23 protein-coding genes and 1 pseudogene are annotated in these 23,067 nt (G+C 69.7%); 8 read left to right on the top strand and 16 right to left on the bottom strand.

The window, feature by feature from the left end:
• The first annotated feature begins 65 nt into the window (after nucleotides 1–65).
• The gene (locus tag QRN27_RS09160) at nucleotides 66–1,184 is read left to right on the top strand and encodes an acyltransferase family protein (RefSeq protein WP_502929503.1); all 1,119 of its coding nucleotides are present in this window, start codon (nucleotides 66–68) and stop codon (nucleotides 1,182–1,184) included.
• Here QRN27_RS09160 and QRN27_RS09155 read toward each other — a convergent pair.
• The gene (locus QRN27_RS09155) at nucleotides 1,174–2,094 is read right to left on the bottom strand and encodes an NADP-dependent oxidoreductase (RefSeq protein WP_285041953.1); all 921 of its coding nucleotides are present in this window, start codon (nucleotides 2,092–2,094) and stop codon (nucleotides 1,174–1,176) included. The genes QRN27_RS09160 and QRN27_RS09155 overlap by 11 nt on opposite strands.
• Before the next feature lie 117 nt (nucleotides 2,095–2,211).
• On the opposite strand from QRN27_RS09155, the pseudogene QRN27_RS09150 reads away from it, so the two are divergent.
• Nucleotides 2,212–2,697: pseudogene (locus QRN27_RS09150) on the top strand (DedA family protein); the annotation flags it as partial.
• A 144-nt stretch (nucleotides 2,698–2,841) separates the two neighbouring features.
• Here QRN27_RS09150 and QRN27_RS09145 read toward each other — a convergent pair.
• The 5 genes from QRN27_RS09145 to QRN27_RS09125 form a co-directional block, all read right to left on the bottom strand.
• Nucleotides 2,842–4,329: an amino acid permease gene (locus tag QRN27_RS09145; protein ID WP_285041951.1), complete on the bottom strand. Its 1,488-nt coding sequence runs from the start codon at nucleotides 4,327–4,329 to the stop codon at nucleotides 2,842–2,844.
• Between the two features lie 264 nt (nucleotides 4,330–4,593).
• Nucleotides 4,594–4,863 (bottom strand): 30S ribosomal protein S15, encoded by a 270-nt coding sequence (rpsO, locus tag QRN27_RS09140; RefSeq protein ID WP_056012204.1) that lies wholly within the window; start codon nucleotides 4,861–4,863, stop codon nucleotides 4,594–4,596.
• Nucleotides 4,864–4,965: 102 nt separating this feature from the next.
• Entirely contained in the window at nucleotides 4,966–5,751 is a 786-nt protein-coding gene (locus QRN27_RS09135; RefSeq protein WP_285041949.1) for a hypothetical protein, read from the bottom strand.
• A 140-nt stretch (nucleotides 5,752–5,891) separates the two neighbouring features.
• Nucleotides 5,892–6,521 carry an FMN reductase gene (locus QRN27_RS09130; protein ID WP_056781879.1) on the bottom strand — a complete coding sequence of 210 codons (630 nt, stop codon included), beginning with the start codon at nucleotides 6,519–6,521 and terminating at the stop codon, nucleotides 5,892–5,894.
• Nucleotides 6,518–7,681 carry an LLM class flavin-dependent oxidoreductase gene (locus tag QRN27_RS09125; RefSeq protein ID WP_285041947.1) on the bottom strand — a complete coding sequence of 388 codons (1,164 nt, stop codon included), beginning with the start codon at nucleotides 7,679–7,681 and terminating at the stop codon, nucleotides 6,518–6,520. The genes QRN27_RS09130 and QRN27_RS09125 overlap by 4 nt, the downstream gene beginning before the upstream one ends.
• 151 nt (nucleotides 7,682–7,832) lie before the next feature.
• Between QRN27_RS09125 and QRN27_RS09120 the strand changes: the two genes are divergently transcribed.
• Together QRN27_RS09120 and QRN27_RS09115 are read left to right on the top strand one after the other, a co-directional pair.
• Nucleotides 7,833–8,948 carry a M4 family metallopeptidase gene (locus tag QRN27_RS09120; RefSeq protein WP_285041945.1) on the top strand — a complete coding sequence of 372 codons (1,116 nt, stop codon included), beginning with the start codon at nucleotides 7,833–7,835 and terminating at the stop codon, nucleotides 8,946–8,948.
• A 41-nt stretch (nucleotides 8,949–8,989) separates the two neighbouring features.
• Nucleotides 8,990–9,262 (top strand): protealysin inhibitor emfourin, encoded by a 273-nt coding sequence (locus tag QRN27_RS09115; protein WP_285041943.1) that lies wholly within the window; start codon nucleotides 8,990–8,992, stop codon nucleotides 9,260–9,262.
• Nucleotides 9,263–9,299: 37 nt separating this feature from the next.
• On the opposite strand, the gene QRN27_RS09110 is transcribed toward QRN27_RS09115, so the two are convergent.
• Nucleotides 9,300–10,340, bottom strand: a complete 1,041-nt coding sequence (locus tag QRN27_RS09110; RefSeq protein WP_285041941.1) for an LLM class flavin-dependent oxidoreductase — start codon at nucleotides 10,338–10,340, stop codon at nucleotides 9,300–9,302.
• 167 nt (nucleotides 10,341–10,507) lie between these two features.
• Here QRN27_RS09110 and QRN27_RS09105 point away from each other — a divergent pair, with 167 nt between their 5' ends.
• Nucleotides 10,508–11,155 carry a hypothetical protein gene (locus QRN27_RS09105; RefSeq protein WP_285041939.1) on the top strand — a complete coding sequence of 216 codons (648 nt, stop codon included), beginning with the start codon at nucleotides 10,508–10,510 and terminating at the stop codon, nucleotides 11,153–11,155.
• 41 nt (nucleotides 11,156–11,196) lie between these two features.
• Here the strand turns inward: QRN27_RS09105 and QRN27_RS09100 are convergent, their stop codons facing one another.
• Both QRN27_RS09100 and QRN27_RS09095 read right to left on the bottom strand, forming a co-directional pair.
• Nucleotides 11,197–11,475, bottom strand: a complete 279-nt coding sequence (locus tag QRN27_RS09100; RefSeq protein WP_285041937.1) for a YdeI/OmpD-associated family protein — start codon at nucleotides 11,473–11,475, stop codon at nucleotides 11,197–11,199.
• A gap of 86 nt (nucleotides 11,476–11,561) precedes the next feature.
• Nucleotides 11,562–11,993 carry a pyrimidine dimer DNA glycosylase/endonuclease V gene (locus tag QRN27_RS09095; RefSeq protein ID WP_285041934.1) on the bottom strand — a complete coding sequence of 144 codons (432 nt, stop codon included), beginning with the start codon at nucleotides 11,991–11,993 and terminating at the stop codon, nucleotides 11,562–11,564.
• Nucleotides 11,994–12,127: 134 nt separating this feature from the next.
• Between QRN27_RS09095 and QRN27_RS09090 the strand changes: the two genes are divergently transcribed.
• Entirely contained in the window at nucleotides 12,128–13,444 is a 1,317-nt protein-coding gene (locus tag QRN27_RS09090; RefSeq protein WP_285041932.1) for an MFS transporter, read from the top strand.
• A 7-nt stretch (nucleotides 13,445–13,451) separates the two neighbouring features.
• Here QRN27_RS09090 and QRN27_RS09085 read toward each other — a convergent pair whose 3' ends face one another.
• Complete coding sequence (locus tag QRN27_RS09085; protein WP_285041930.1) at nucleotides 13,452–14,009, bottom strand: adenine phosphoribosyltransferase; 558 nt, start codon at nucleotides 14,007–14,009, stop codon at nucleotides 13,452–13,454.
• Between the two features lie 60 nt (nucleotides 14,010–14,069).
• Nucleotides 14,070–14,444 carry an FKBP-type peptidyl-prolyl cis-trans isomerase gene (locus QRN27_RS09080; RefSeq protein ID WP_056012238.1) on the bottom strand — a complete coding sequence of 125 codons (375 nt, stop codon included), beginning with the start codon at nucleotides 14,442–14,444 and terminating at the stop codon, nucleotides 14,070–14,072.
• Between the two features lie 298 nt (nucleotides 14,445–14,742).
• Between QRN27_RS09080 and QRN27_RS09075 the strand changes: the two genes are divergently transcribed.
• Nucleotides 14,743–15,648 (top strand): fumarylacetoacetate hydrolase family protein, encoded by a 906-nt coding sequence (locus tag QRN27_RS09075; protein WP_502929502.1) that lies wholly within the window; start codon nucleotides 14,743–14,745, stop codon nucleotides 15,646–15,648.
• Nucleotides 15,649–15,712: 64 nt separating this feature from the next.
• Here QRN27_RS09075 and QRN27_RS09070 read toward each other — a convergent pair whose 3' ends face one another.
• The 3 genes from QRN27_RS09070 to QRN27_RS09060 all read right to left on the bottom strand — a co-directional run bounded on the left by QRN27_RS09070 (nucleotide 15,713) and on the right by QRN27_RS09060 (nucleotide 19,774).
• Entirely contained in the window at nucleotides 15,713–17,179 is a 1,467-nt protein-coding gene (locus QRN27_RS09070; RefSeq protein ID WP_370582501.1) for an aspartate ammonia-lyase, read from the bottom strand.
• 173 nt (nucleotides 17,180–17,352) lie between these two features.
• A complete protein-coding gene (locus QRN27_RS09065) occupies nucleotides 17,353–18,255 on the bottom strand; it encodes a phosphodiesterase (protein WP_285041928.1) in 903 nt (300 codons plus the stop codon).
• Nucleotides 18,256–18,322: 67 nt separating this feature from the next.
• Nucleotides 18,323–19,774 carry an NCS2 family permease gene (locus tag QRN27_RS09060; protein WP_056012248.1) on the bottom strand — a complete coding sequence of 484 codons (1,452 nt, stop codon included), beginning with the start codon at nucleotides 19,772–19,774 and terminating at the stop codon, nucleotides 18,323–18,325.
• Between the two features lie 135 nt (nucleotides 19,775–19,909).
• Between QRN27_RS09060 and QRN27_RS09055 the strand changes: the two genes are divergently transcribed.
• Nucleotides 19,910–21,187 carry a uracil-xanthine permease family protein gene (locus QRN27_RS09055; protein ID WP_285041925.1) on the top strand — a complete coding sequence of 426 codons (1,278 nt, stop codon included), beginning with the start codon at nucleotides 19,910–19,912 and terminating at the stop codon, nucleotides 21,185–21,187.
• 275 nt (nucleotides 21,188–21,462) lie between these two features.
• Here QRN27_RS09055 and QRN27_RS09050 read toward each other — a convergent pair whose 3' ends face one another.
• Together QRN27_RS09050 and QRN27_RS09045 are read right to left on the bottom strand one after the other, a co-directional pair.
• Nucleotides 21,463–21,798: a peptidase gene (locus tag QRN27_RS09050; protein WP_194670488.1), complete on the bottom strand. Its 336-nt coding sequence runs from the start codon at nucleotides 21,796–21,798 to the stop codon at nucleotides 21,463–21,465.
• The gene (locus tag QRN27_RS09045) at nucleotides 21,795–22,973 is read right to left on the bottom strand and encodes an inorganic phosphate transporter (protein ID WP_194670489.1); all 1,179 of its coding nucleotides are present in this window, start codon (nucleotides 22,971–22,973) and stop codon (nucleotides 21,795–21,797) included. Before QRN27_RS09045 ends, QRN27_RS09050 begins: the two co-directional genes overlap by 4 nt.
• Between the last annotated feature and the right edge of the window lie 94 nt (nucleotides 22,974–23,067).

The following is a 23,067-nucleotide window of genomic DNA, read 5'->3' as shown; positions in this document are numbered from 1 at the left end:
CGCCCGACGCTGCCGCCGGGCCGCTCCTCGGCAGCCTCCGGCTACGCTGGAGCGGACCCCTGGAGGTGACGTTGACGCATCCCGCGCCGGCAGCCGCTCGCCCGAAGCGGCGCGTCCCGTTCTGGGACAACGCCCGCTTCGCCTGCATCACGCTCGTGGTGATGGGCCACGCGGTCCAGCGGCTGACCTCCGAGTCCGACCCGGCGCTCGTCGTCTACTTGTTCCTGTACGCCTTCCACATGCCGGCGTTCGCGATCGTCAGCGGATACTTCTCGAAGTCCTCGCCTCCCGGGCGTCGGCAGATGCGTCGGGTGATCACGGACATCCTGCTGCCGTACCTGATCATGGAGGGCGTCTGGTCGCTCGTGCAGTTCCTCGTCGAGGGCAAGCGCGCGTTCAATCCCACGCAGCCGTCGTGGACGCTGTGGTTCCTCCTCGCGCTCGGCATCTTCCGACTCGTGCTCCCGTACCTGGCGCTCCTCCGGTGGCCGCTGCTGTGGAGCGTCGTGATCTCGATCGGCGTCGGGTACCTCGACAACGTCGACAGCACGTTCTCGCTCTCGCGCGCGCTCGGGATCCTGCCGTTCTTCGTGCTCGGGTGGCAGATCAACCGGTGGCGACTCGTGGACCGGTGGCACCTCGTGCGGGCGAAGACGTGGTGGGTCCGCATTGTCGCCGCCGTCGTGCTCGTCGTCTGGGCCGTCGTCCTCGTCGTGGGCGTCGACCTGTGGCGGCGGATCGACCTCCGCTACTGGTTCTTCTACGACCGGGGCTACACCGCGCTCGGGAACGAGGACGGCACCGGCGGCCTGGTCCGGCTCGCGGCGATCCTCCTCGCCGTGGTCCTCACCGCCGCGTTCTTCGTGCTCGTCCCCCGCCGCCACGCGTGGATCACCCGGTACGGCCAGTCGACGATGTACGTCTACCTCCTGCACTCGTTCGTGCTCTACCCGCTCCGCGAATCGGGCGTCCTCAAGGACACGGTCAACCCGGAGCTCGTACTCGTCGGCCTCCTGGTGCTGTCGGTCGTGATCGTGATCGTGCTGTCCAGTGCGCCGGTCAGACGGATCACCCGCCCCCTCATCGAACCCCGGGCGGCCTGGATCTTCAGCCGGAAGCGGGCCTTCGACCCGGAGACCCCGCGCAACGATCCGACGGGCTCGCGACGCGACGTCACGAGGTGACGAGGACGACCTTCCCGCGGACGTGACCGTCGATGAGATGGCGGTAGGCGTCGACGACCCGTTCGAGCGGCCACACGCTGTCGATCGGGAGCTCGATCTCCCCCTCCGCGATCCACCGACCCAGCTGCGCGAGCTCCGTCTGCGTCGCCGCCTGCCCGCCGACCCCGCCGAAGCCGTGTTCGGCGGCGAAGGGACGGTCGGCGATGGTGTTCACCCGCTCCGGCGCGACTCCGAGGTCGCGCGCGAGCTCGAGGGTCGGCCGTCCGTGGGTGTCGACGACGGCGGTGATCCCGCCGGGTGCGGCCTCGAGGACGCGCTCGCGGAGACCGTCGCCGTACTGGACGGGGATGATGCCGAGACCGTGGAGGAACTCCTGGTTGGCCGCACCGGCGGTGCCGAGCACGACCGCACCCCGCCTCCGGGCGAGCTGCGCCGCGAGCACGCCGGCCCCGCCGGCCGCAGCGCTCACGAGCACGGTGTCCGATCGTTGGACGCCGACGGCGTCGACCGACGCGATCGCCGCCCGTCCGGCGATGTCGAGCGCGCCGGCCTGCTCGATGGTGAGCCCGTCCGGCACGTGGTGCAGGATGTCTGCCGGCGCGATGAGGAAGTCCGCCTGCGCGTGGAACCGGTGTCCGCCGTACACGTGGTCGCCGGTCGCGAACCCGTGCACGCCGCTCCCTACGCCGTCCACCACGCCGGCGAAGTCGTTGCCGTTCCCGCTCGGGACGTCCCGGCCGAAGGAGGCGAGGGCTTCGGGTGATGCCGCGAGCTTGTGGTCGACGGGGTTGAGGCCTGCGACGAGGACGCGGACGCGGACCTCGTCGTGACCGGGCACCGGGATGTCGCCCTCGACGAGGTGGAACACCTCGGGGCCACCGAACCGGTCGAACCGCACGAACCTCGCCATGATGCCTCCTCCGCCGGCGTTCGCCGACCTCCATGCTCACACGCTTCCCGGGCGTCGACCACCCCGGCCGCTCGGCACGTCACGCGCCGTTCACCCGGCCGAGCGAGAATCGCGGGCATGGGATGGCTCGATGCGGTGCAGACGGCGATCACGGCATGGTTGCTCGAGATCGCCGCGTCGGGCTGGGTGTTCCCGGTGCTGTACCTGCTGACCGTCGCCGACGCCTTCCTCGTCATCCTGCCGAGTGAGACCGCGGTCACCGCACTCGGCGCGATCTCGGCCTCGAGCGGCTCGCCGAACCTCGCCCTCCTCGTCGGTGTGGCCTGGGCGGGAGCCGTGTCCGGCGACGTGTCCTGCTACCTCCTCGGACGACGGATCGGGATCACGCGGTTCGCCTGGATGCGGCGTCCACGGGTCGCCGGCGCCATCGCCCATGCGGGCGTCGCGCTCGAGCGCCGCGCTGCTGCTGCCATCCTCACCGCGCGCTACATCCCCTTCGCGCGCATCGCGGTCAATCTCGTCGCGGGGGCGAGCGGGCTCCGCCCCCGTCGCTACCTCCCGATCACCGTCCTCGCAGGGCTCGCCTGGGCGCTGTGGAACGTCGGCGTCGGAGCCGTCGTCGGGCGCTTCCTCCCGGACCAGCCCGTGTTGGCGACCGTCGTCTCGATCGTCGTCGCCGTCGGCCTCGGCGTGGCCGTCGATCGGATCAGTGCAGCGCTGGCGTCACGACGACGACGAACGCGAGCTTCACTCGACGAGCTCGCCCCGGGCCTTCTTGCCGACGATGGAGTGCCGGCGGCTGTAGGCGAAGTAGATGATGAAGCCGAGCGCCAGCCAGACGAGGAACCGCACCCAGGTGAGGGTCGTCAGGTTGAGCATGAGCCAGACGCAGAGCACCGCTGAGAGGATCGGCAGGAACGGCGACCACGGGACGCGGAACGCGCGCGACAGCTTCGGGTACTTCTTCCGGAGCACGATGACCGCGATGCTGACGAGCACGAAGGCCGAGAGGGTTCCGATGTTGATCATCTCCTCCAGCACGCCGACGTCGGTGAGCCCGGCGATCAGGGCGACCAGGGCACCGACGATGAGCTGCACCCGCACGGGCGTCTTGCGCTTCTCGGAGGTGACGCTGAGCGATCGGGGCAGCAGGCCGTCTCGGCTCATGGCGAAGACCACGCGGGCGAGCCCGAGCAGCAGCACCATGATGACCGTCGTGAGGCCAGCGAGGATGCCGATCGAGATGACCTGGGCGGCCCAGTCGGCACCCACCGCGATGAACGCGGTCGCGAGCGACGGGTCCTCCGCCTCGGCGAGGGTCGTGTAGGGCACCATGCCGGTGAGGACGAGGCTCACCCCGACGTAGAGCACGGTCACGATCGCGAGGCCGCCGAAGATGCCGCGGGGCAGGTTGCGCTGCGGGTTCTTGACCTCTTCCGCGCTCGTCGCGACGACGTCGAACCCGATGAAGGCGAAGAACACGAGCGACGCTCCGGCGAGGAGGCCGAAGACCCCGTACTGCGCGGGTGCAGCACCCGTCATGAACGAGAACAGCGACTGCGACCAGGTGTCGGACGCCCCGCCCTTCGTCGGGACCTCGGCAGGGATGAAGGGCGTGTAGTTCGCCGCCTTCACGTAGAACGCTCCGACCACGATGACGAAGATGACGATCGCGACCTTGATGATCGTGAACACGCTCGCCACGCGGGAGGACAGCTTCGTGCCGAGGACGAGCAGGGTGGTGAAGATCGCGACGATGACGAACGCGCCCCAGCTCACCTTGAGCCCGAAGACGTCCAGTTCGCTCGGGACGTCCCAGCCCCAGAGCAGGAAGACGTTGCTGAGGTAGATGCCCCAGTACTTGGCGATGACCGCGGCGGCGGTGAGCATCTCGAGGATGAGGTCCCAGCCGATGATCCAGGCGAGGAGCTCGCCGAGCGTGGCGTAGGTGAAGGTGTAGGCCGAACCGGCGACAGGCACCGTCGAGGCGAACTCGGCGTAACACATGATGGCCAGCGCGCAGGTGACGGCCGCGAGGATGAAGGCGAGCGACACCGAGGGGCCGGCGTAGTTGCCGGCGGCCTTGGCCCCGACGGAGAAGATCCCGGCGCCGACGGCGACCGCGACCCCCATGATCATGAGGTCCCAGGTGCCGAGTGTGCGCTTCAGACTGCGCCCCTCGATCCCCGAGTCCGCGAGGGAGTCCTCGATGCTCTTCGTCCGCCAGATGCTCATGGTGCTCCTTGCCGTGGTGCGGTGCTGCCGTGGCCTCGCGCGAAGCCGACTCTCGACCTTGCCAGATGAGCGGCCCGGGGTCGAGTCGGAACTGGGATTTCCTCCAGGTGAGGGCTCCGGGCGGCACACGAACGGGCGGTGACACACGAACGGGCCGCCATCCGAATGGATGACGGCCCGTCACGAAGAAGCTCGCGGTGTCAGCGCCCTTCGACAGGCTCAGGGAGCGGGGTCCCGATGCACTGGAAGGGGTAGAGGTGCTGCCTAGCGGCGGAGTCCGAGGCGCTCGATCAGCGAGCGGTAACGCTCGATGTCGACGGCCTGGAGGTAGCCGAGGAGGCGGCGACGCTGTCCGACCAGGAGCAGCAGACCACGACGCGAGTGGTGGTCGTGCTTGTGCTCCTTCAGGTGCTCGGTGAGGTCCTTGATGCGGCGGGTCATGACCGCCACCTGGACCTCGGGGGATCCGGTGTCACCTGGGTGGGTTGCGTACTCTTCGATGATCGCCTTCTTACGGTCTCCTTCAAGCGCCATAGTGGTGATCCCCTCTCTGTTCGTTGCGCGGTGCCCGTCGCCTGATGCGTGGGCTCTCTTGATCCGCGGCCGTTCGACGGCAACCTTGTGATTCTAGCAGGTTCAGAGCGGTGGGGGTTCGCGATGGGTCGACCGACGCTTCGCGTTGAGCCGTTCCTCCGCCTCGACCGCCGTGGCCCGGCGTCGGCGGCGCAGGATGAGGATGAGGGCGAGCGCGATGAGGTCGAGGACGAGGAAGGCGACGAGCAGCCAGACCCACAACGGCGGACCCGCTCCGGCGGTCGGCGCAGGCTCGCCGGCGGCGGCGGCCGCCTCGGCCGTGGTGGTCGAGTCGTAGACCAGGCGGACCGGATCACCGAGGGTGGCGCCACCGCCGTCGTTCGTGGACACGAGGGCCAGCGTGATGTCGTACTCCCCCGCATCCGCACCGCGCAACCACTGGGTCATGTTGATCCTCGTGGACCAGCCGCCGTCCGAGCCGACCTCGATCGGTTGCCCGTCGAAGCGGAACTCCGTCGCGCCGGTCTCGCCCGTCGCCTGCAGCTTGCACGCGTCGTCGTCCGACGTCGAGGCGCTGAAGCAGGGCTTGGCCGCGTCGTACAGGTCGATGGAACGCCAATATGACAGCACGACGTCGGCGCCCGGCTGGGCGGTCCCCGTCACGTCGAAGCCGCTCACCTGGTCGCCCTGGAGCGTGTAGTCCACGCGGTAGACGGTGTCGCCGTCCGCAGGGCTCTCGATGGTGCCCGCGACCGCGGCGACGGCCGGGGTGGCGGCGAGTGGACCCGCGACGAGGACCGTGCCGAGGAACAGGGCTGCGACGGCCACGCCGACCGCGCGCGGCGCACGCCACAGGGACCGACCGATCCGACGGGCTCCGGAGATCACGTGGCCACCATCCCCTCCGGCACCGCCGGACGGCGACGCTCCCCACCAGTATCCCAAAGACGTCGGTCCACCACCTGGGAACGACGCGGGCGGAGGCCGGTCACCCCGGTCTCCGCCCGTGTCAGGCCGTGCTGAGGTGTTCAGGCGCCGAGGCCGCCGAGCAGTTCCGAGAACGGGCGACCGAGGGCGAACGGGTCGTCGCGCCCGCCCGAGCGGTCGGACGCCGCGACGAGGGCACGGAGCTCGCCCGCCGCTCGTTCGATCCGCTCCGGCAACGCGCTCACGTGCGCCTCGCCGGAACCCCAGTCCTCGGAGGCCGCGAACACGGCCGTCGGCACCGTGACGGCCCGCAGGTAGGCGAACAACGGCCGGACGGCGTATTCGAGCGCCAGCGAGTGCCTGGCCGAGCCTCCGGTCGCCCCGAGGAGGACGGGCACCCCGGTCAAGGCCGTCGGCTCGACGATGTCGAAGAACGACTTGAACAGGCCCGAGTAGCTCGACGAGAAGATCGGCGTCACCGCGATCACGCCGTCCGCACCGGTCATCGCCTCGACGGCGGCCGAGAGCCTGGGACTCGGGAACCCGGTCAGGAGGTTGTTCGTGATGTCCTGCGCGAGGTCACGCAGCTCGATCGACGTCGTCTCGACCGTGTGGCCGTCGCGCTCGAGCTGTGCGACGGTGGCGTCGCGGAGCCGGTCCGCGAGCAGTCGGGTGGACGACGGCTGGCTCAGGCCGGCGGAGACGACCGCGAGCGTGCGCGCGCCCGTCATCGTCCGACCCCGACCGCTGCGCGACCGAAGGCCGAGCCGGCGTCGGCGTGGCTCGTCTCGACGGCACCGGAGCGCGCGGCGAGCTCGGCGTCCGCCGCCGCGACCATGGATGCGTGGGTCGGAGCCTCCGGCACGGTCGCCGGACGGTCCTTCGCGAACTCCTTGCGCAGCACGGGCACGACCTCGCCACCGAGGATCTCGAGCTGGTCCAGCACCGTTCCGAGCGGAAGACCGGCGTGGTCCATCAGGAACAGCTGTCGCTGGTAGTCACCGAACGAGTCACGCATCGAGGCGTAGCGGTCGATGACCTGCTGCGGACTTCCCACGGTGAGGGGCGTCTGCTCGGTGAAGTCCTCGAGCGTCGGGCCGTGTCCGTACACGGGCGCGTTGTCAAAGTACGGCCGGAACTGGGCCACGGCGTCCTGCGAGTTCTTCGCCATGAAGGCCTGCCCACCGAGTCCGACGATGGCCTGTTCGGCCGTGCCGTGACCGTAGTGCTCGAAGCGCTGACGGTAGAGCTGGATCAGGCGCATGTAGTGCTCCTTCGGCCAGAAGATGTTGTTCGCGAAGAAGCCGTCGCCGTAGTACGCCGCCTGCTCGGCGATCTCGGGGCTGCGGATCGAGCCGTGCCAGACGAAGGGCGGCACTCCGTCGAGCGGGCGCGGCGTCGACTGGAAGCCCTGAAGCGGGGTGCGGAACTGTCCCTGCCAGTCGACGTAGTCCTCACGCCACAGCCGGTGCAGCAGCGCGTAGTTTTCGATGGCGAGGTTGATGCCCTCGCGGATGTCCTTGCCGAACCAGGGGTAGACCGGACCGGTGTTCCCGCGGCCCATGATGAGGTCGACGCGGCCGCCGGCGAGGTGCTGCAGCATGGCGTAGTCCTCGGCGATCTTCACCGGGTCGTTCGTCGTGATCAGGGTGGTGCTGGTCGAGAGGATCAGGTGCTCTGTCTTCGCGGCGATGTAGCCGAGCATGGTGGTCGGGCTCGACGGGACGAAGGGCGGGTTGTGGTGCTCGCCGGTCGCGAAGACGTCGAGGCCGACCTCCTCCGCCTTGAGGGCGATCGCGACCATGGCCTCGATGCGCTCGTGCTCGGTGGGTGTGACCCCGGTGGTCGGGTCGGTGGTGACATCCCCCACCGTGAAGATTCCGAATTGCATGATGCGCTCCCACAGATCCTTCCATGCGTTTGCATGGATATCCACCATAACCAGACGAGCCGCCGCACTATTCCCGAGCGCCTCGAGCTTCGCTCCCCGCAGCCGCGCGGGAGCCCTGTCCCGTGTCGGAGGCCTGTGGCAGGATCACCACATGAACGGCTCACCGCACCCCCACTCCGGCCCGTCGACCCCTCGTCCGCAGCACGTCTGCGGGATCGTCCCACCCTGGCTGCTCGAGCGGATCGCCGAGCTCGACACCCCGCGCCTGGCACGCGCCGCGAGCGCCGCCCGGTACTCCCTCCTGGCCACCCGGCCCTACCGGTTCCCGGAGTCAGGCACTGCTCGGCAGACGGCGACGGGGCCCGCCCGCGGTGCGACGGCGGAGCGGCGGACCGTCTCCGCCCCACAACGCTCCATCTTCGACGCGGAACGCTCCGAGACGCTCCCGGGCACGCTGGTGCGGTCGGAGGGCGGACCGGCCACGACGGACGCCGCGGTCACCGCCGCCTACGAGGGACTCGGCGACACCCACGCCCTCTTCGCCGAAGCGTTCGCGCGGGACTCCATCGACGGCCTCGGGCTGCCGTTGCTCGCGACGGTGCACTACGGCGACGACTACGACAACGCGTTCTGGAACGGCGAACAGATGGTCTTCGGCGACGGCGACGGCGAGGTCTTCCGGAGCTTCACGAGCTCGCTGAGCGTCATCGGCCACGAGCTGGCACACGGCGTCACGCAGTACACGGCGAACCTCACCTACGAGGGACAGTCGGGGGCCCTGAACGAACACGTCTCGGACGTCTTCGGCGCCCTCGTCGAACAGCACGCCCGCGGCCAGGATGCTGCCGCGGCGTCCTGGCTCATCGGCGAGGGACTCTTCACCGACGAGGTCGAGGGGAACGCCCTCCGCTCCATGCTCGCCCCCGGCACGGCCTACGACGACGACGTCCTCGGGAAGGACCCGCAGCCGGCCCATCTCGACGACTACATCGAGACGACCGACGACAACGGCGGCGTGCATCTCAATTCGGGCATCCCGAACCGCGCGTTCGCGACGTACGCGGTCGCCCTCGGCGGCAACGCCTGGGACCGCGCGGGACGCGTCTGGTACGACACCCTCACGAGCGGTCTCGCCGAACGCACGGACTTCGCCACCTTCGCGGCAGCCTCGATCACCGCGGCCACTTCACGCTTCGGTGCCGACTCCGAGGAGCGGACGGAACTCGAGGCGGCCTGGGCACGTGTCGGGATCGTGCCGGCCGGCTGAGCACGATGGTAGGGATCATGAGGGCGGAGTAGCATCGCGGCATGAAGGTCACGGTGACGAGGAGCGGCGGCGTCGCGGGGATGACGCGGCGCTGGGAGGTCGTCGTCGACGACCAACCCGACGTGGACACCTGGATCGTGCTCCTCGAGGGCCTGCCGTGGGACGACGCCCCACAGGGTCCACCGCTGCCCGACCGCTACGTCTACCGCATCCGATGCGCGCCCAAGGAGGCGACGCTCGGGGAACGTCAGCTCACCGGCCCCTGGCAGGAACTCGTCGAGCGGGTCCGGGCGGCGCAACCGCCTCGCGAGTGACGGCAGCGGCCCGCCGTCGGGCGGACCGCTACGTGCGTCAGTGCTGCGGGAACCGTTCCGCGAGCAGTTCGATCGTCCGTTCGCGGGCCGGTGCCGAGTTCGCGGGAGTGCCCTCCCGAGCCGATCCGACGGGCGACACCATGACCTCGTCGACGCCGAAGCGATCGGCGAGTCCCTGCAGTTCCGTCGCGGCGCGGTCGGCGTCCCCGATGATCCAGGCGGCGCGCATCTGCTCGACGAAGCCGAGCTCGAGGTCGCTCTGCTCAGCGGTCGCAGCCTCCTCCACGGTGGCGATCGGCCCGAGGGGCTTGCCCGAGCGCAGCCGGGCCATCTGCTGGAGGTTCGGCAGGGCGAGGGCCTCGGCCTCCTCCGCGGTGTCGGCCACGACGGCGTTCGCGGTGAGGAAGGTGCGCGGGGCGTCGAGCAGCGCGGAGGGCTGGAAGCTCGAACGGTAGAGCTCGAGGGCGCGAGCCGTCCCCTGGCCGGAGAAGTGGTGCGCGAAGACGTACGGCAGGCCGAGTGCTGCGGCGAGCGCCGCGGAGTAGTCGCTGGATCCGAGCAACCAGACGTCGGGCACGCTCCCCGCCTTCGGGGTGCCGCGGAGGGCGTACTCCTCGCCGGAGGTCATGCGGACACTGGCACCGTCGACCCCGAGGAGGGCGACGATGTCCTGCACGTTGTTCGGGAAACGGTCGACGTCGCTCGTGTTACCGGACTGCCGGAGGACGGCGGAGATGACCGGGTCGCTGCCCGGAGCACGTCCGAGGCCGAGGTCGATGCGGCCGGGTGCCGAGGCCTCGAGGAGCGCGAACTGCTCGGCGACCACGAGCGGCGCGTGGTTCGGGAGCATCACGCCACCGGAGCCGACGCGGATCCGCTTCGTCGCGGCGGCGAGGATGCCGATCACGACCGCGGGGTTGGTCGACGCGACGGAGGGCATGTTGTGGTGCTCCGCCACCCAATACCGGTGGTACCCCAGCTCGTCTGCGCGCTTCGCCAGGGCGATCGTCGCGGCGAGCGCCGCCGCCGTGTCCTGGTCGGTGCGGACGGGGATGAGGTCCAGTATCGAGAGTCGCATGTTCACCTTTCGTCGCGCTGCCGAACGGCGACAGGCGCTTCGGGTGTAGCGTCCGGAGGGCTCGACATATTCCGGAGGGATGCCTCCGGCGGATTCCCAGCACGGTCCAAGCCGGAACCGACATCCGCCGCGTACGCTGGACGCCCGCCACTGCGAAGGAGCACACCATGGGATTCCTCGATCGACTGCTCGGACGCCCTGAGTCCGACGAGCCGGCCAAGGCGACGGATGACCGCCGGGCAGCGTCCGCAGCGCCCCGGACGCCGGACGAGATCGCCGTCGAGCGCTACCGCTACCTCCTGCGCACCGCTCCGCCGGAGACCATCGAACAGGTCCACGAGGAGGCGTTCACAAAGCTCACCCCCGAGCAGCGGGGCATCCTGTTCCGCCAGCTGTCCGAGGACGCTCCGACGGGTGAGGCGCCCACGAACGACTCCCCGAAAGCGCTCGCACGCTCCGCCACCCGCGCGGAGATGCGCCAACCGGGCACCCTGGAGCGGAACCTCGGCCCGCAGGGCGGTGGCATGGGCTTCGGGGGAATGCTCGCCAGCTCGATGCTCGGCACCATCGCCGGGGTCGTCGTCGGTTCGGCCATCGCGCAGGCGTTCATCCCCGACACCGTCGGCACCGAGGCCGGGGCGGACGCGGTCGGCGCCGATCAGAGCGGAGGCGAGGCTGGAGCGTCCGACGGGGCGGCTGTCGACGCCGGAGCCGACCCGGCGGCCGGCGGTTGGGGTGACGGCGGGTTCTCAGACGGTGGCGGCGGCGACTTCGGTGGTGGCGACTTCGGCGGCGGAGGCGACTTCGGATTCTGAGCGCCGACGCTGATCAGCTGAAGCCGATCACCCGGAGCTGGTCAGCGTCGGCGGCCGACGCTGCCCGGCGGGAGCGCGGCTCGCAGCTCGACGGCGCGGAGTTCGAGCAGTTCGATGACCTCCTCGATCCGCCCCTCCCTCGCCTCGTCGGTGGCCCGCTCCACCCACTGCGCGAGTTCCCGCTGCGCACTGTTCGGCAGGCCGCGGAAGAACGCCAGTCGACCGGCGTCGTGGAGCGCCTGTTCGAGGTCTGGCCGCAACCGGACGACCGTCCCGGTCGCCGCGAGCGGCGCGTCTCCCACATCAGCGTGTCTGCCCATGCGGCCACGCTAGTGGCTCGGGTGCCGGCCGTCGAGGGACCGGACTCCGATCGGCTTCCGGAGTCAGGTCTCCGAGCGGCGAAGCCTCAGGCGAGTTCCCAGGCGGCCACGCCACCGCCCACGACGACGAACACGGGGTGGGGCTGGGGCCGCCAGACCCTCGCCCACCGGGCTGCGACCTCCGGGCTCCGCTCGAGGAGATGGCGGCGCAGGTTGCCCCACTCGTAATCGAGCTGGCCGTCCGTCACGACGAGCGGCTCCCGCAGGGAACCCGCGGCGACGATGCGTGAGCGGTCGAGGGCCATGCCGCGCTCCCCCGCTTCGTCGGCGACACCACCGAGATAGGCGGCGACGGCCTCGAGCGGTTCTTCGGCCTCGAGGAAGCGCTGGAGCTGCGGGTGCGAGCGGAGACTCGAGCCGGGCTCCGCCAGCACCCGCTGGGCGATCAACCCCTCGCGCCAGGACGACGTCACCGCCTGGGCGTCGAAGTACCGTGGATGGATCGACCAGAGACGCATCCCTCCATCCTGCCCGACGCCGCCGACACGATGATCGGGGCAGCCCCTGACCCGGTGCCCCCGGGTGTGCCGCGGGTCTCCCGGCGTATGCTGGCGGTCATGTCTCCGCGTCCGCACCGTCCGCTGATGCAGCGGTGACCGCGCCCGCGACCCCGGGCCGAAGCGGACTCTTCGTCGATCTGCGCCCCCTCCGGGAGAGTCCCGCCTTCGCACGACTGTGGATCGGCGGCGCGATCACCGGTATCGGCGGCCAGATGACCATCGTCGCCGTCGGCCTCCAGGTGTACGACCTCACCGCCTCGACCTTCGCCGTCTCCCTGGTCGGGGTCATCGCCCTGCTCCCGATGATCTGCTTCGGCCTGTACGGCGGCATGCTCGCCGACGCCTTCGACCGGCGCACGGTCGCCCTCTCGGCCGCGATCGTCACCTGGGTCTCGACGGCCGTCATCGCCGTGTTGGCGTGGAGCGGCTCCGAGCTCGTCTGGCCCCTGTACCTGCTCACGACGGTCAACGCCGTGTCGACCACCATCGTCGGGACGACCCGGCAGGCGATCCTCCCCCGGCTACTTCCGGCACGCCTCCTCCCCGCTGCCGCCGCCCTCTCCGGCATCGCGGCCGGCGTCATGGTCACGGTGGGCCCGGCACTGGCCGGCGTGCTCGTGGCCGGCGTGGGCTTCCAATGGACCTACACGATCGACGTCGTCCTGTTCGTCGCCGCCTTCCTCGGGATCGCGTCCCTGCCGAAGATCCTCCCCGAGGGCGGGGTCAGCCGACTTCCCGGCATCCGGAGCCTCGTCGACGGATGGACGTTCCTCAGGACCGCCCCCAACGTGCGGATGACCTTCATCGTCGACATCATCGCGATGACCTTCGGCAACCCGCGGGTGCTCTACCCCGCCGTCGGTACCCTCGTCCTCGGCGGCGGAGCGATCACCGTCGGCGTCCTCACGGCAGCCGGCGCCGTCGGCACGCTCCTGTCGAGCCTCGTGTCGGGGAGACTCGGCCGGATCGACCGGCAGGGCCGTGCGATCGAGCGGGCCATCATCGTCTACGGCCTCGCCGTCGCCGGCTTCGGAGCCGTCCTCGCGTGGGTCACCCTCTCCGGCGCGGCCACACACGAGGCCGAGGGCGCGAACCTCCCCGCCATCGTCATCGCCGCCACCGCCCTCGCCGTCGCGGGCGCTGCGGACAACATCAGCTCGATCTTCCGCATGACGATCCTGCAGGCCGCCGTGCCCGACGCCGTCCGCGGGCGACTCCAGGGCGTGTTCACCGTCGTGGTGACCGGAGGGCCACGCGTCGGCGACCTCTACATCGGCCTCGCCGCCTCGGCGTTCGCGCTCTGGATCCCGGCACTCGCCGGAGGGCTCCTCGTCGTGGCGCTCGTATGGACCGTCGTGCGCCTCCAGGGCGGCTTCCGCCGCTACGACGCCCGCACGCCGACGCCCTGAGCCGGACTCAGGCGGGCGCGGTGGCGATGGAGAAGACGTCGCGGCCGGCGAGCGAAGCACGGCCGGGGAGGCCCTCCAGCTCGAGGACGAGCCCGAGTCCGGCCACCGTGTAGCCGGCCCGCTCGATGAGGTTGACCGCCGCGCCACAGCTCCCGCCGGTCGCGAGCACGTCGTCGAGGATGAGCACACGGGTGCCGGCAGGCAGCTGCTCGGTCCGCAGCTCCAGCGCCGCGGCTCCGTACTCGAGGCCGTAGTCCTCGCGCAGGACCTCGCCCGGCAGCTTGCCCGCCTTGCGGATCGGGACCAGCCGCGTGTGCGTCGCGTAGGCGACGGCGGCGGCCAGGAGGAAGCCGCGGGCCTCGACCCCGGCGACCGCGTCGAAGCGACCGGCGAAGTGCTCGCCCAGCTCGTCGATGATCGCGCGGAAGGCGTCGGCGTCGGCGAAGACGGGCGTCAGATCGCGGAACAGGATCCCGGGCGTCGGGAAGTCGGGGATCGTCGCCGTCAGGCGGTCGACGTACTGGGTGGCGGTGGTCATCTGGTCCTCGTTCGGTCTGGCGGACATGCGACACCCCTCGTCACCGCGACCGTCGGTCGGCGGGGACGAGGGGTGGCCTGCGGATGGTTACTTGACGCCCAGGAGGTCGATCACGAAGACCAGCGTCTGGCCGGACAGCTGGTGTCCGCCACCGGCCGGACCGTACGCGAGCTCCGGCGGGACCGTGAGCTTGCGGCGGCCGCCGACCTTCATGCCGGGAATGCCGTGCTGCCATCCCTGGATGAGGTTGCGCAGCGGGAAGTTGATGGACTGTCCGCGGCTCCACGAGGAGTCGAACTCCTCGCCGGAGTCGTAGCCGACGCCGAGGTAGTGGACGTCGACGGTCGAGGAGGCCTGGGCCTCGTCGCCCTCGCCGATGAAGATGTCCTCGACGACGAGTTCGGTGGGGGCCGGGCCCGTTGGGGCGTCGACCTCGGGCTTGGTGCGTGCTGAATCGGTCATGCATCCATCCAAGCAGTTCAGCACGACCGGCACACGCGGATTTCGCTGTGCGCGTGACCTGGCACGGCTCCTCCGAGCGCCTGCGGCCTCCTGTATTCCGGGTCTTGCGCTCCGCCGCCGACGGGTGCAAGCTGATGGCACAGACCAACTCATCGCCCGGGCGACTCGCAGGCACTGCCGCAGCACCGGGCGATGAGTCTGTCCGGGCGAGATCGAGCCGCCCCGCTCGAGCCCTGACCGGCCCGGACCGCTATGGCCACAACGCCCACCGCCGACGAGGCTGCGATAGCGTAGAGGCGTGAAGTTCGCCCATTTCGTCGCCACAGACCACCAGTCGAGCACCCCCGCAGAGCCGCGGGTCAGACTCGCCGTCATCAGCGATTCCGGGGCGGTGTTCCTCGATGAGATCCTCGAGGACGCCCCGCGCGACCTCCAGGAGCTGATCGAGCGCGGTCCGGCCGAGCTCGACCGGGTGCGCAGCTTCGTCGAGACGTCCATCGCCCACGGCGTGAGCGGCGAACCGCTCGACGGCCTCGTGCATGCCTCGGCGGTCCTCCGCCCACCGACCATCCTGGCGGTCGGGCTCAACTACTCCGCCCACTCGCAGGAGCTCAACCTCAAGACGGACAACGCCCCCACGATCTTCGGCCTGTGGGCCAACTCGCTGACCGGTCACGAGGGCACGACGAGCTGGCCCGCCGAGATCAGCGAGCAGGTGGACTACGAGGCCGAGCTCGGCGTCGTCATCGGTCGCGCCGCCCGCGACGTCGCGGCAGCCGACGCCCTGGGATACGTGTTCGGGTACACCGTCGTCAACGACATCACGGCACGGAACATCCAGTACTCCGAGGCGCAGTGGTCGAGGTGCAAGTCCTTCGACGGTTTCACCCCGACCGGCCCCGTGGTCGTGACGGCCGACGAGATCACCGACCCACAGGCCCTCCACATCTCGACGGTCCTCGACGGCGTGACGCTGCAGGACTCCTCGACCAGCCACATGGTCCGCAGCGTCGCGACGCTCATCGAGCACCTCTCCGGTTCGGCGACCCTCCTGCCCGGAACCCTCATCTCCACGGGAAGCCCGGGCGGGGCCGGATACTCGCGCGACCCGCAGGTCTTCCTCACGGACGGTGCCACCGTCACGGTGTCGGTCGAGGGCGTCGGTTCACTGACGACCCATTGCCGGGTCACCGCCGCCGAATAGGCCCTCAGGCACAGCACGAAGCCGTCCGGACCGTGGGTCCGGACGGCTTCGTCGTGCGTGCGACTCAGCGACTCGGGTCGGAGTCGGCGCCCGGGATCGGGAGGTCGATGATCGGGATGGCCGACGTCACCGCTTCGATCCCCGAGAGTCGGGCGGGAGAGAGCTGCTTCGTCACTTCCTCGCGGGTCATGAGGTTCGCCTCGACGACGAGGTCGGCGACGTTCCGACCGGTGAGCAGAGCGGTCTTCGCGAGCGCCGCGGCCGACTGGTAGCCGATGAAGGGCGTGAGGGCCGTGATGACCCCGACGGAGGCGCCGACCATGACACCGAGACGCTCCTCGTTCGCCGTGATGCCGTCGATGCAGTTCACCCGCAGCGTCCGGCAGGCCTGAGCCATCCACACGATGCTCTGCAGCAGGGAGTGCGCGATGACGGGCTCGAAGGCGTTCAACTGCAGCTGCCCGGCCTCGGCGGCCATCGTCACCGTCATGTCGGCGCCGACGACGCTGAAGGCAACCTGGTTCACGACCTCCGGGATCACCGGGTTGACCTTGCCCGGCATGATACTCGAACCGGCCTGGCGGGGCGGCAGGTTGATCTCGCCGAAACCGGCCTGGGGTCCGCTCGACAGGAGCCGGAGGTCGTTGCAGATCTTCGAGAGCTTGATCGCGCTGCGCTTCAAGGTGCCGCTGAACGACATGAACCCGCCGGCGTCGCTCGTCGACTCGATGAGGTCGGGAGCGGTGGTGAGCGACAGGCCCGTGATCTGGTTGAGGTGCCGGACGACCGACTCCGCGTAGCGGGGGTCGGCGGTGATCCCCGTTCCGATGGCGGTGGCGCCCAGGTTGACCTCTGCGAGCAACCACAGGGTCTCCTGCAGGCGGTCGTAGTCCTCCGTCAGGGTGGTCGCGAACCCGTGGAACTCCTGGCCGAGCGTCATCGGAACGGCGTCCTGCAGCTGCGTGCGCCCGACCTTCAGCACATGGGAGAACTCGTCGGACTTGGCGCTGCACGAGTCGCGCAGCAGGCCGAGCTCCGTCAGGAGGAACTGCAGGGAGAACGCGAGCGCGATCTTGATCGACGTCGGGTAGACGTCGTTGGTGGACTGCGAGCGGTTGGTGTCGTCGAGCGGGTGCAGGTACTGGTACTCCCCCTTCGCGTGGCCGGCGAGTTCCAGCGCAATGTTCGTGATCACCTCGTTCGCGTTCATGTTCGTCGAGGTGCCGGCGCCGCCCTGGATCACGCCGACGAGGAACTCCTCGTGGAAGTCGCCGTCGATGATGATCTGGCAGGCGCGGTCGATGAGGTTCGCCTTCGCGGGATCGAGGACCCCGATCTCGGCGTTCGCGCGGGCCGCGGCCTGCTTCACACTCGCGATGGCGACCACGAGGTCCGGATAGACCGAGATGGGACGCTTCGTGATGGGGAAGTTCTCGAGCGCCCGCGCGGTGTGGATACCCCAGTAGGCGTCGGCCGGGATCTGCATCGAGCCGAGCGAATCCGACTCGGTCCGTGTCTCGCCCGTGCTCATGCTGTCCGCCATGTCGTCGTGTGCTCCAGGGGTGGTCGGGATGCTGCTGGTGGTGGTGCTGATCGTCACTCGTGGCTCCGTTGCCTGGTGGGTGGATGTCCCATCCAGCGTAGCCCGGTGCGCTCCTCGGTGGCGCTCGCGTGTCTCGTTCCCGAGACGGTCGGCGCCCGGCGTCACTGCTTCCGGGAGAACGCCTCGAGTCGCTCGGCGGGGCTCAGCGCGGCCATGCGCTGGACGAACGCCTCGCTGAACGTGTCGGCGGTGACGAAGTCGCCGAGCGGGACCGTCGAGTGCGTGATGCGGTCGTCGTACACGTGCACGAGGTTGAAGGACTGGCCGCCGAACATGCCGTTCACCTCCGTGGACGGGAGCGAGAGGTTCATCGAATAGCAGCTGGCACTGGCGACCTGGACCGGGATGCCGGCGAAGGTGCTCGATGTCGAGTAGTGCAGATGACCACCGAGGATGGCCCGGACGTCGCTGCCCCGGAGGACGGCTTCGAGCCGGTGCTGGTCGCGGAGCTCGAGGATGTCGAAGAAGGGGATGCTCGACGGCACCGGTGGGTGGTGCATGGCGAGGATGCTGCCGAGCGGCGCCGGCGTGCTCAACACCTGTTGCAACCACGCCAACTGCTCGTCCTCCAGCTCACCGTGGTGCCACCCCGGCACCGTCGAGTCGAGGCCGATGACCCGCAGCCCACCGAAGTCCCAGACGGCGTCGAGCGGCTGCTCACCCGCCGGCAGGTCGAGCAGCTCCGTGCGCATGACCGACCGTTCGTCGTGGTTGCCCATGAGCCAGACGATCGTGGTGCCCAACCGTTCGGCGACCGGTTCGACCCGCTCGCGGAGCCGCCGGTAGGCGTCGGCCTCACCGAGGTCGGCGAGGTCTCCCGTGAAGACCATCGCGTCGGGTCGGAGCCGCATGCGTTCGACCTGCCGGAGCGCCTGTTCGAGGTTCGCCTGCACGTCGACCGCGTCGTAGAGGCGGCGGCCGTCGGCCAGGAGGTGCGGATCGCTCAGGTGGACGATGACGCGGCTGGGCGCCGGATACTGGCCGAATCGGACGTCGGAAGTCATGCCCCGAGTCTAGGACGCACCCCCGACGAGACCGGATCGTCCGCCGCCGGGAGCGGCGGACGACGGCTCAGGACGCGACGCCGAGCAGCTGCTCGATGGGCCCGCGGGCGAAGAACACGAGGAACCCGGCCGCCACGATCCAGAGCAGCGGACTGATCTCCCGAGCCTTGCCGGACAGCGAGCGCAGCACGACCCAGGCGATGAAGCCGGCACCGATGCCGTTCGCGATCGAGTAGGTGAGCGGCATGACGACGACCGTCAGGAACACCGGGAGCGCGACGGAGAACTCCGTCCAGACGATGTCCTTGATCTGCGACATCATGAGCGTCCCGACGATGACGAGGGCGGCAGCAGCGACCTCGGACGGGACGATCTGGGTGAGCGGCGTGAAGAACATCGCCAGCAGGAAGAGCACACCCGTCACCAGGTTCGCGAGGCCCGTCCTGGCGCCCTCGCCGATCCCGGCGCCGGACTCGATGAACACGGTCGACGAGGAGGACGACGTGGCGCCACCCGCCACCGCTCCGACACCCTCGACGATCAGCGCCGACCGCAGCCGCGGGAAGTCGCCCTTCGCGTCCGCGACGCCGGCCTCCTTCGAGAGCCCGGTCATGGTGCCCATCGCGTCGAAGAAGTTCGTGAACACGAGGGTGAAGACGAGCATGAGTGCGGCGAGCACACCGATGCGCTCGAAGCCGCCGAAGCTCACCTGGCCGAGCAGGCTGAGGTCGGGCAGCCCGACGACCTGGGTGGGGAGGGTGGGCACGCTGAGGTTCCAGCCACCGGCGTTCTCGCCGCCGTTCGAGGCGCCGACCTTGAAGACGGCCTCGGCGATGATCGCGATGATCGTCGAGGCGACGATGCCGATGAGGAGGGCGCCCTTCACCTTGCGGGCCACGAGCACACCGGTGAGGAGGAGCGAGATGACGAACACGGCGGTGGGGACCGTCGCGACGGAACCCTCGATCCCGAGGCCGACCGGCGGGGATCCGGCGCCCGTGGAGCGGACGAAGCCCGCGTCGACGAAGCCGATGAAGGCGATGAACAGGCCGATGCCGACCGTGATCGCGATCTTCAGCTGGATGGGGACCGCGTTGAAGATCATCGCGCGGAGCCCGGTGGCTGCGAGGAGGACGATGATCAGACCGTTGATGACGACGAGGCCCATCGCCTCGGCCCAGGTGACCTGGCCGACGACGCTGACCGCGAGGAAGGAGTTGATCCCGAGGCCCGCCGCGAAGGCGAACGGCAGGCGTGCCACGAGACCGAAGAGGATCGTCATGACGCCGGCGGTCAAGGCGGTGACGGCTGCGACCTGCGCGAAGCCGAGTTCGCCTCCCGTGACGTCGGCCGAACCGCTCAGGATGATCGGGTTGAGGATGACGATGTAGGCCATCGCGACGAAGGTCACGAGGCCTCCGCGCACCTCGCCTCCGACGGTCGAGCCGCGCTTGCTGATCTCGAAGAAACCGTCGAGACGCTCTCGGAACGAGCGCGGAGCGGTGGGCGTCGTGGTCACTGGACCTCCTGGGTCTGCATCGAAGCAACCAGCGTACCGGCACGGCGGACCGCCCCGCGACGACCGGGATGCGAGGGTCCCGCTACGATCGGCTGGACCCCTTAACCAGCACCCTCCCCACGGAATCGAGCTCACATGGCGCTGCCCTGGACTCTGCACGGCGACGGCAAGCACGTCCCGACCCACGCGATCGTCGGCCCCGGAGAACGGCTCAGCTGGCCCCGGACGATCGGGCTCGGGATGCAGCACGTCGTCGCGATGTTCGGCGCGACCTTCCTCGTCCCCGTCCTGACCGGCTTCCCGCCCACCACGACGCTGTTCTTCTCGGGCGTCGGCACCATCCTCTTCCTCGTCATCACCAAGAACCGCGTGCCGAGCTATCTCGGCTCGTCGTTCGCGTTCATCGCCCCGATCTCGGCCGCCGTCGCGAGCCAGGGCATGGGGAGCGCGCTCTTCGGCATCCTCGCGGTGGGGCTCCTCCTGGCGCTCGTCGGTGTCGTCGTGCAGGTCACGGGCACCGGCTGGATCGACGCGCTGATGCCGCCGGTCGTCGCCGGCGCCATCGTCGCGCTCATCGGGTTCAACCTCGCCCCCGCCGCGAAGAACAACTTCGTGGAAGCTCCGGTCACCGCCCTCGTGACGCTCGCGGCCGTGATCCTCTCGACCGTGCTCTTCCGCGGCATCCTCGGCCGTCTGTCGATCGTGATCGGCGTCGTCGTCGGCTACGTCGTCGCGGCGATCCGGCAGGAGATCGACTTCTCGAAGATCGCCGACGCAGCCTGGGTCGGGCTCCCCGAGTTCCACCTCGCGGACAACCCGATCTCGAACCCGGCCGTCTGGGCCGTCCTCCCGGCGTTCCTCCCCGTCGTGCTCGTCCTCATCGCCGAGAACGTCGGCCACATCCGGGGTGTCGCGCAGATGACCGACGCCTCCGTGAACAAGCAGACCGGCCGTGCGCTCCTGTCCGACGGTCTCGCGACGATGCTGGCCGGGTTCGGTGGCGGTTCGGGTACGACCACATACGGCGAGAACATCGGTGTCATGGCCGCGACGCGCGTCTACTCGACGGCGGCCTACTGGGTCGCCGGTCTGTTCGCGGTCCTCCTCGGCCTCTCCCCCAAGGTCGGTGCGGTCATCAACACCATCCCCGCAGGTGTGCTGGGTGGTGTCACGACGGCGCTCTACGGGCTCATCGGCATCATCGGCGTGAAGATCTGGCTCGACAACAAGGTCGACTTCTCGAAGCCCGTCAACCAGTTCACCGCGGCCACGGCGCTCATCATCGGCATCGCCGACTTCACCTGGGTCGCGGGCGGCGACGTCAGCTTCAACGGGATCGCACTCGGCACGATCGCGGCGATCGTCATCTACCACCTGATGACGGTCGTCGGCCGCTGGCGCAAGACCGCCTGACCGGGGGCTCTCATCCGTCTGCCAGCGCGGGCCGCTGGCGTCGGCGCGGGTCATTGCCGCGATCCTTGGGGCGGCCAGCGCAGTGCGCTGGCGTCAACGCGGGTCACACCCGTGAGCGCGGGTCTCCGGAGGACCGCGCTCGCGCGTCTGACCCGCGGCCACGCCGCGTAGGTACGGTTCGCGTCAGCGCACCGCGCTGGCGACCCCGCACGGATCGGTGCCGGAGTGGTGGCCCGCGCTCGCGTCAGCGCGGTGCGCTGGCGAACCCGAGTGGCTTAGCCCTGGTGGAAGAACGGCACGATCAGGTAGATGCCGAAGAGCACCGCCGCCGCACAGAGCGCGAAGCAGGCGTAGGCGCCGGCCCGGGCCAGGTTCTGCTGCGCGGGGGTCAGCGGGTTCTTCCGCGCGGCCTTGGCGGCACGCTTCGCCGCCTTCGCGGCCTCCTCCGGCGTGATGACCGTGATCGCGTCGGTGAACTCGGCCGGCGCGACGACGGGGATGCGCCCGGCGGTGGTGAGCAGGCGGAGCCCGAACGAGTACAGGCTGACGACGGCGGTGGCGCCGACGAGCGACGTCGCGAACACGATGAGGAATGCGGCCCAGTCGATCACTTCTTCACCTTCTTGGGCTTGGGGTTGCGCTTGATCTTGACGGCGCGACCGGAGTCGGCGACCTCGCTGACGACGTTGCTGTGGTCGACCTGGTTGCGGCGCGAGATCAGGAAGATGGTGAGGATCACGCCGACACCGACGACGGCGTCGATGATGATGCCGAAGAGACCGAGGTGCGCGACGGCGGCGGCCAGTGCGCCGACGATGCCCGCGGCGGGCAGGGTCATGAGCCAACCGAGGGCGATGCGGCCGGCCGTCCCCCACCGGACCTTCGAGCCACGGCGTCCGAGACCGGAACCGATGACGGACCCGGAGGCGACCTGCGTGGTCGAGAGCGCGAAGCCCAGGTGACTCGACGCGAGGATCGTCGCGGCGGTGCTCGTCTCCGCGGCGAAGCCCTGCGCCGGCTTCACGTCGGTGAGTCCCGTGCCGATCGTCTTGATGATGCGCCAGCCGCCCATGTAGGTGCCGAGGGCGATGGCGAGCGCGCAGACGACGATGACCCAGAGTTCGGGGCCGGTGCCGACGGCCTGCACCCCGACCGCGATGAAGGTGAGCGTGATGACGCCCATCGTCTTCTGCGCGTCGTTGGTGCCGTGTGCGAGGGCGACGAGGGAGGAGGAGAAGATCTGCGCGTACCGGAAGCCGTCGCGGCCGTCGGGTTTGCCGTCGTAGCGTCGCGTGATGCGGTACGCCAGCTTCGTGGCCGAGTACGCGACGAGGCCGGCGGTGACCGGGGCGATGAGTGCCGGGAGGATGACCTTCGAGAGGACGACACCGAAGTCGATGGAGCCGAGGCCGGCACCGACGATCGCCGCGCCGATGAGCCCACCGAAGAGGGCGTGGCTCGAGGAGGACGGGAGCCCGAGGAGCCACGTCAGCATGTTCCAGACGATCGCGCCGATCAGGCCGGCGAAGATGAGCTCCGGCCCGATCCGGATACCGCCCTCACCCTCGCGGATGAGTCCGCCGGAGATGGTCTTCGCCACCTCGGTCGAGAGGAACGCTCCGACCAGGTTGAGGATCGCGGCGAGCAGGACGGCGGTCTTCGGTTTCAGCGCACCCGTGGCGATCGGCGTCGCCATGGCGTTCGCCGTGTCGTGGAACCCGTTCGTGAAGTCGAAGAACAGGGCCAGTGCGATGACCAGCACGACAGTCAGGGTAACGAGTTCCACTGGTGTCTTTCTCGAGGCGGAGCGAATACGGACACAGTGCTCCCCGACGAGGTGGGTGGGGGGAATTCACGTGCTGGATACCGGCGGTTCACCC

The organism is Plantibacter sp. LMC-P-059a, from assembly GCF_030209505.1.
In the GTDB taxonomy this organism is placed as follows: Bacteria; Actinomycetota; Actinomycetes; order Actinomycetales; family Microbacteriaceae; genus Plantibacter.
Note: the sequence above shows the minus strand (reverse complement) of the source record. Positions and strands in the feature narration are given on the sequence as shown.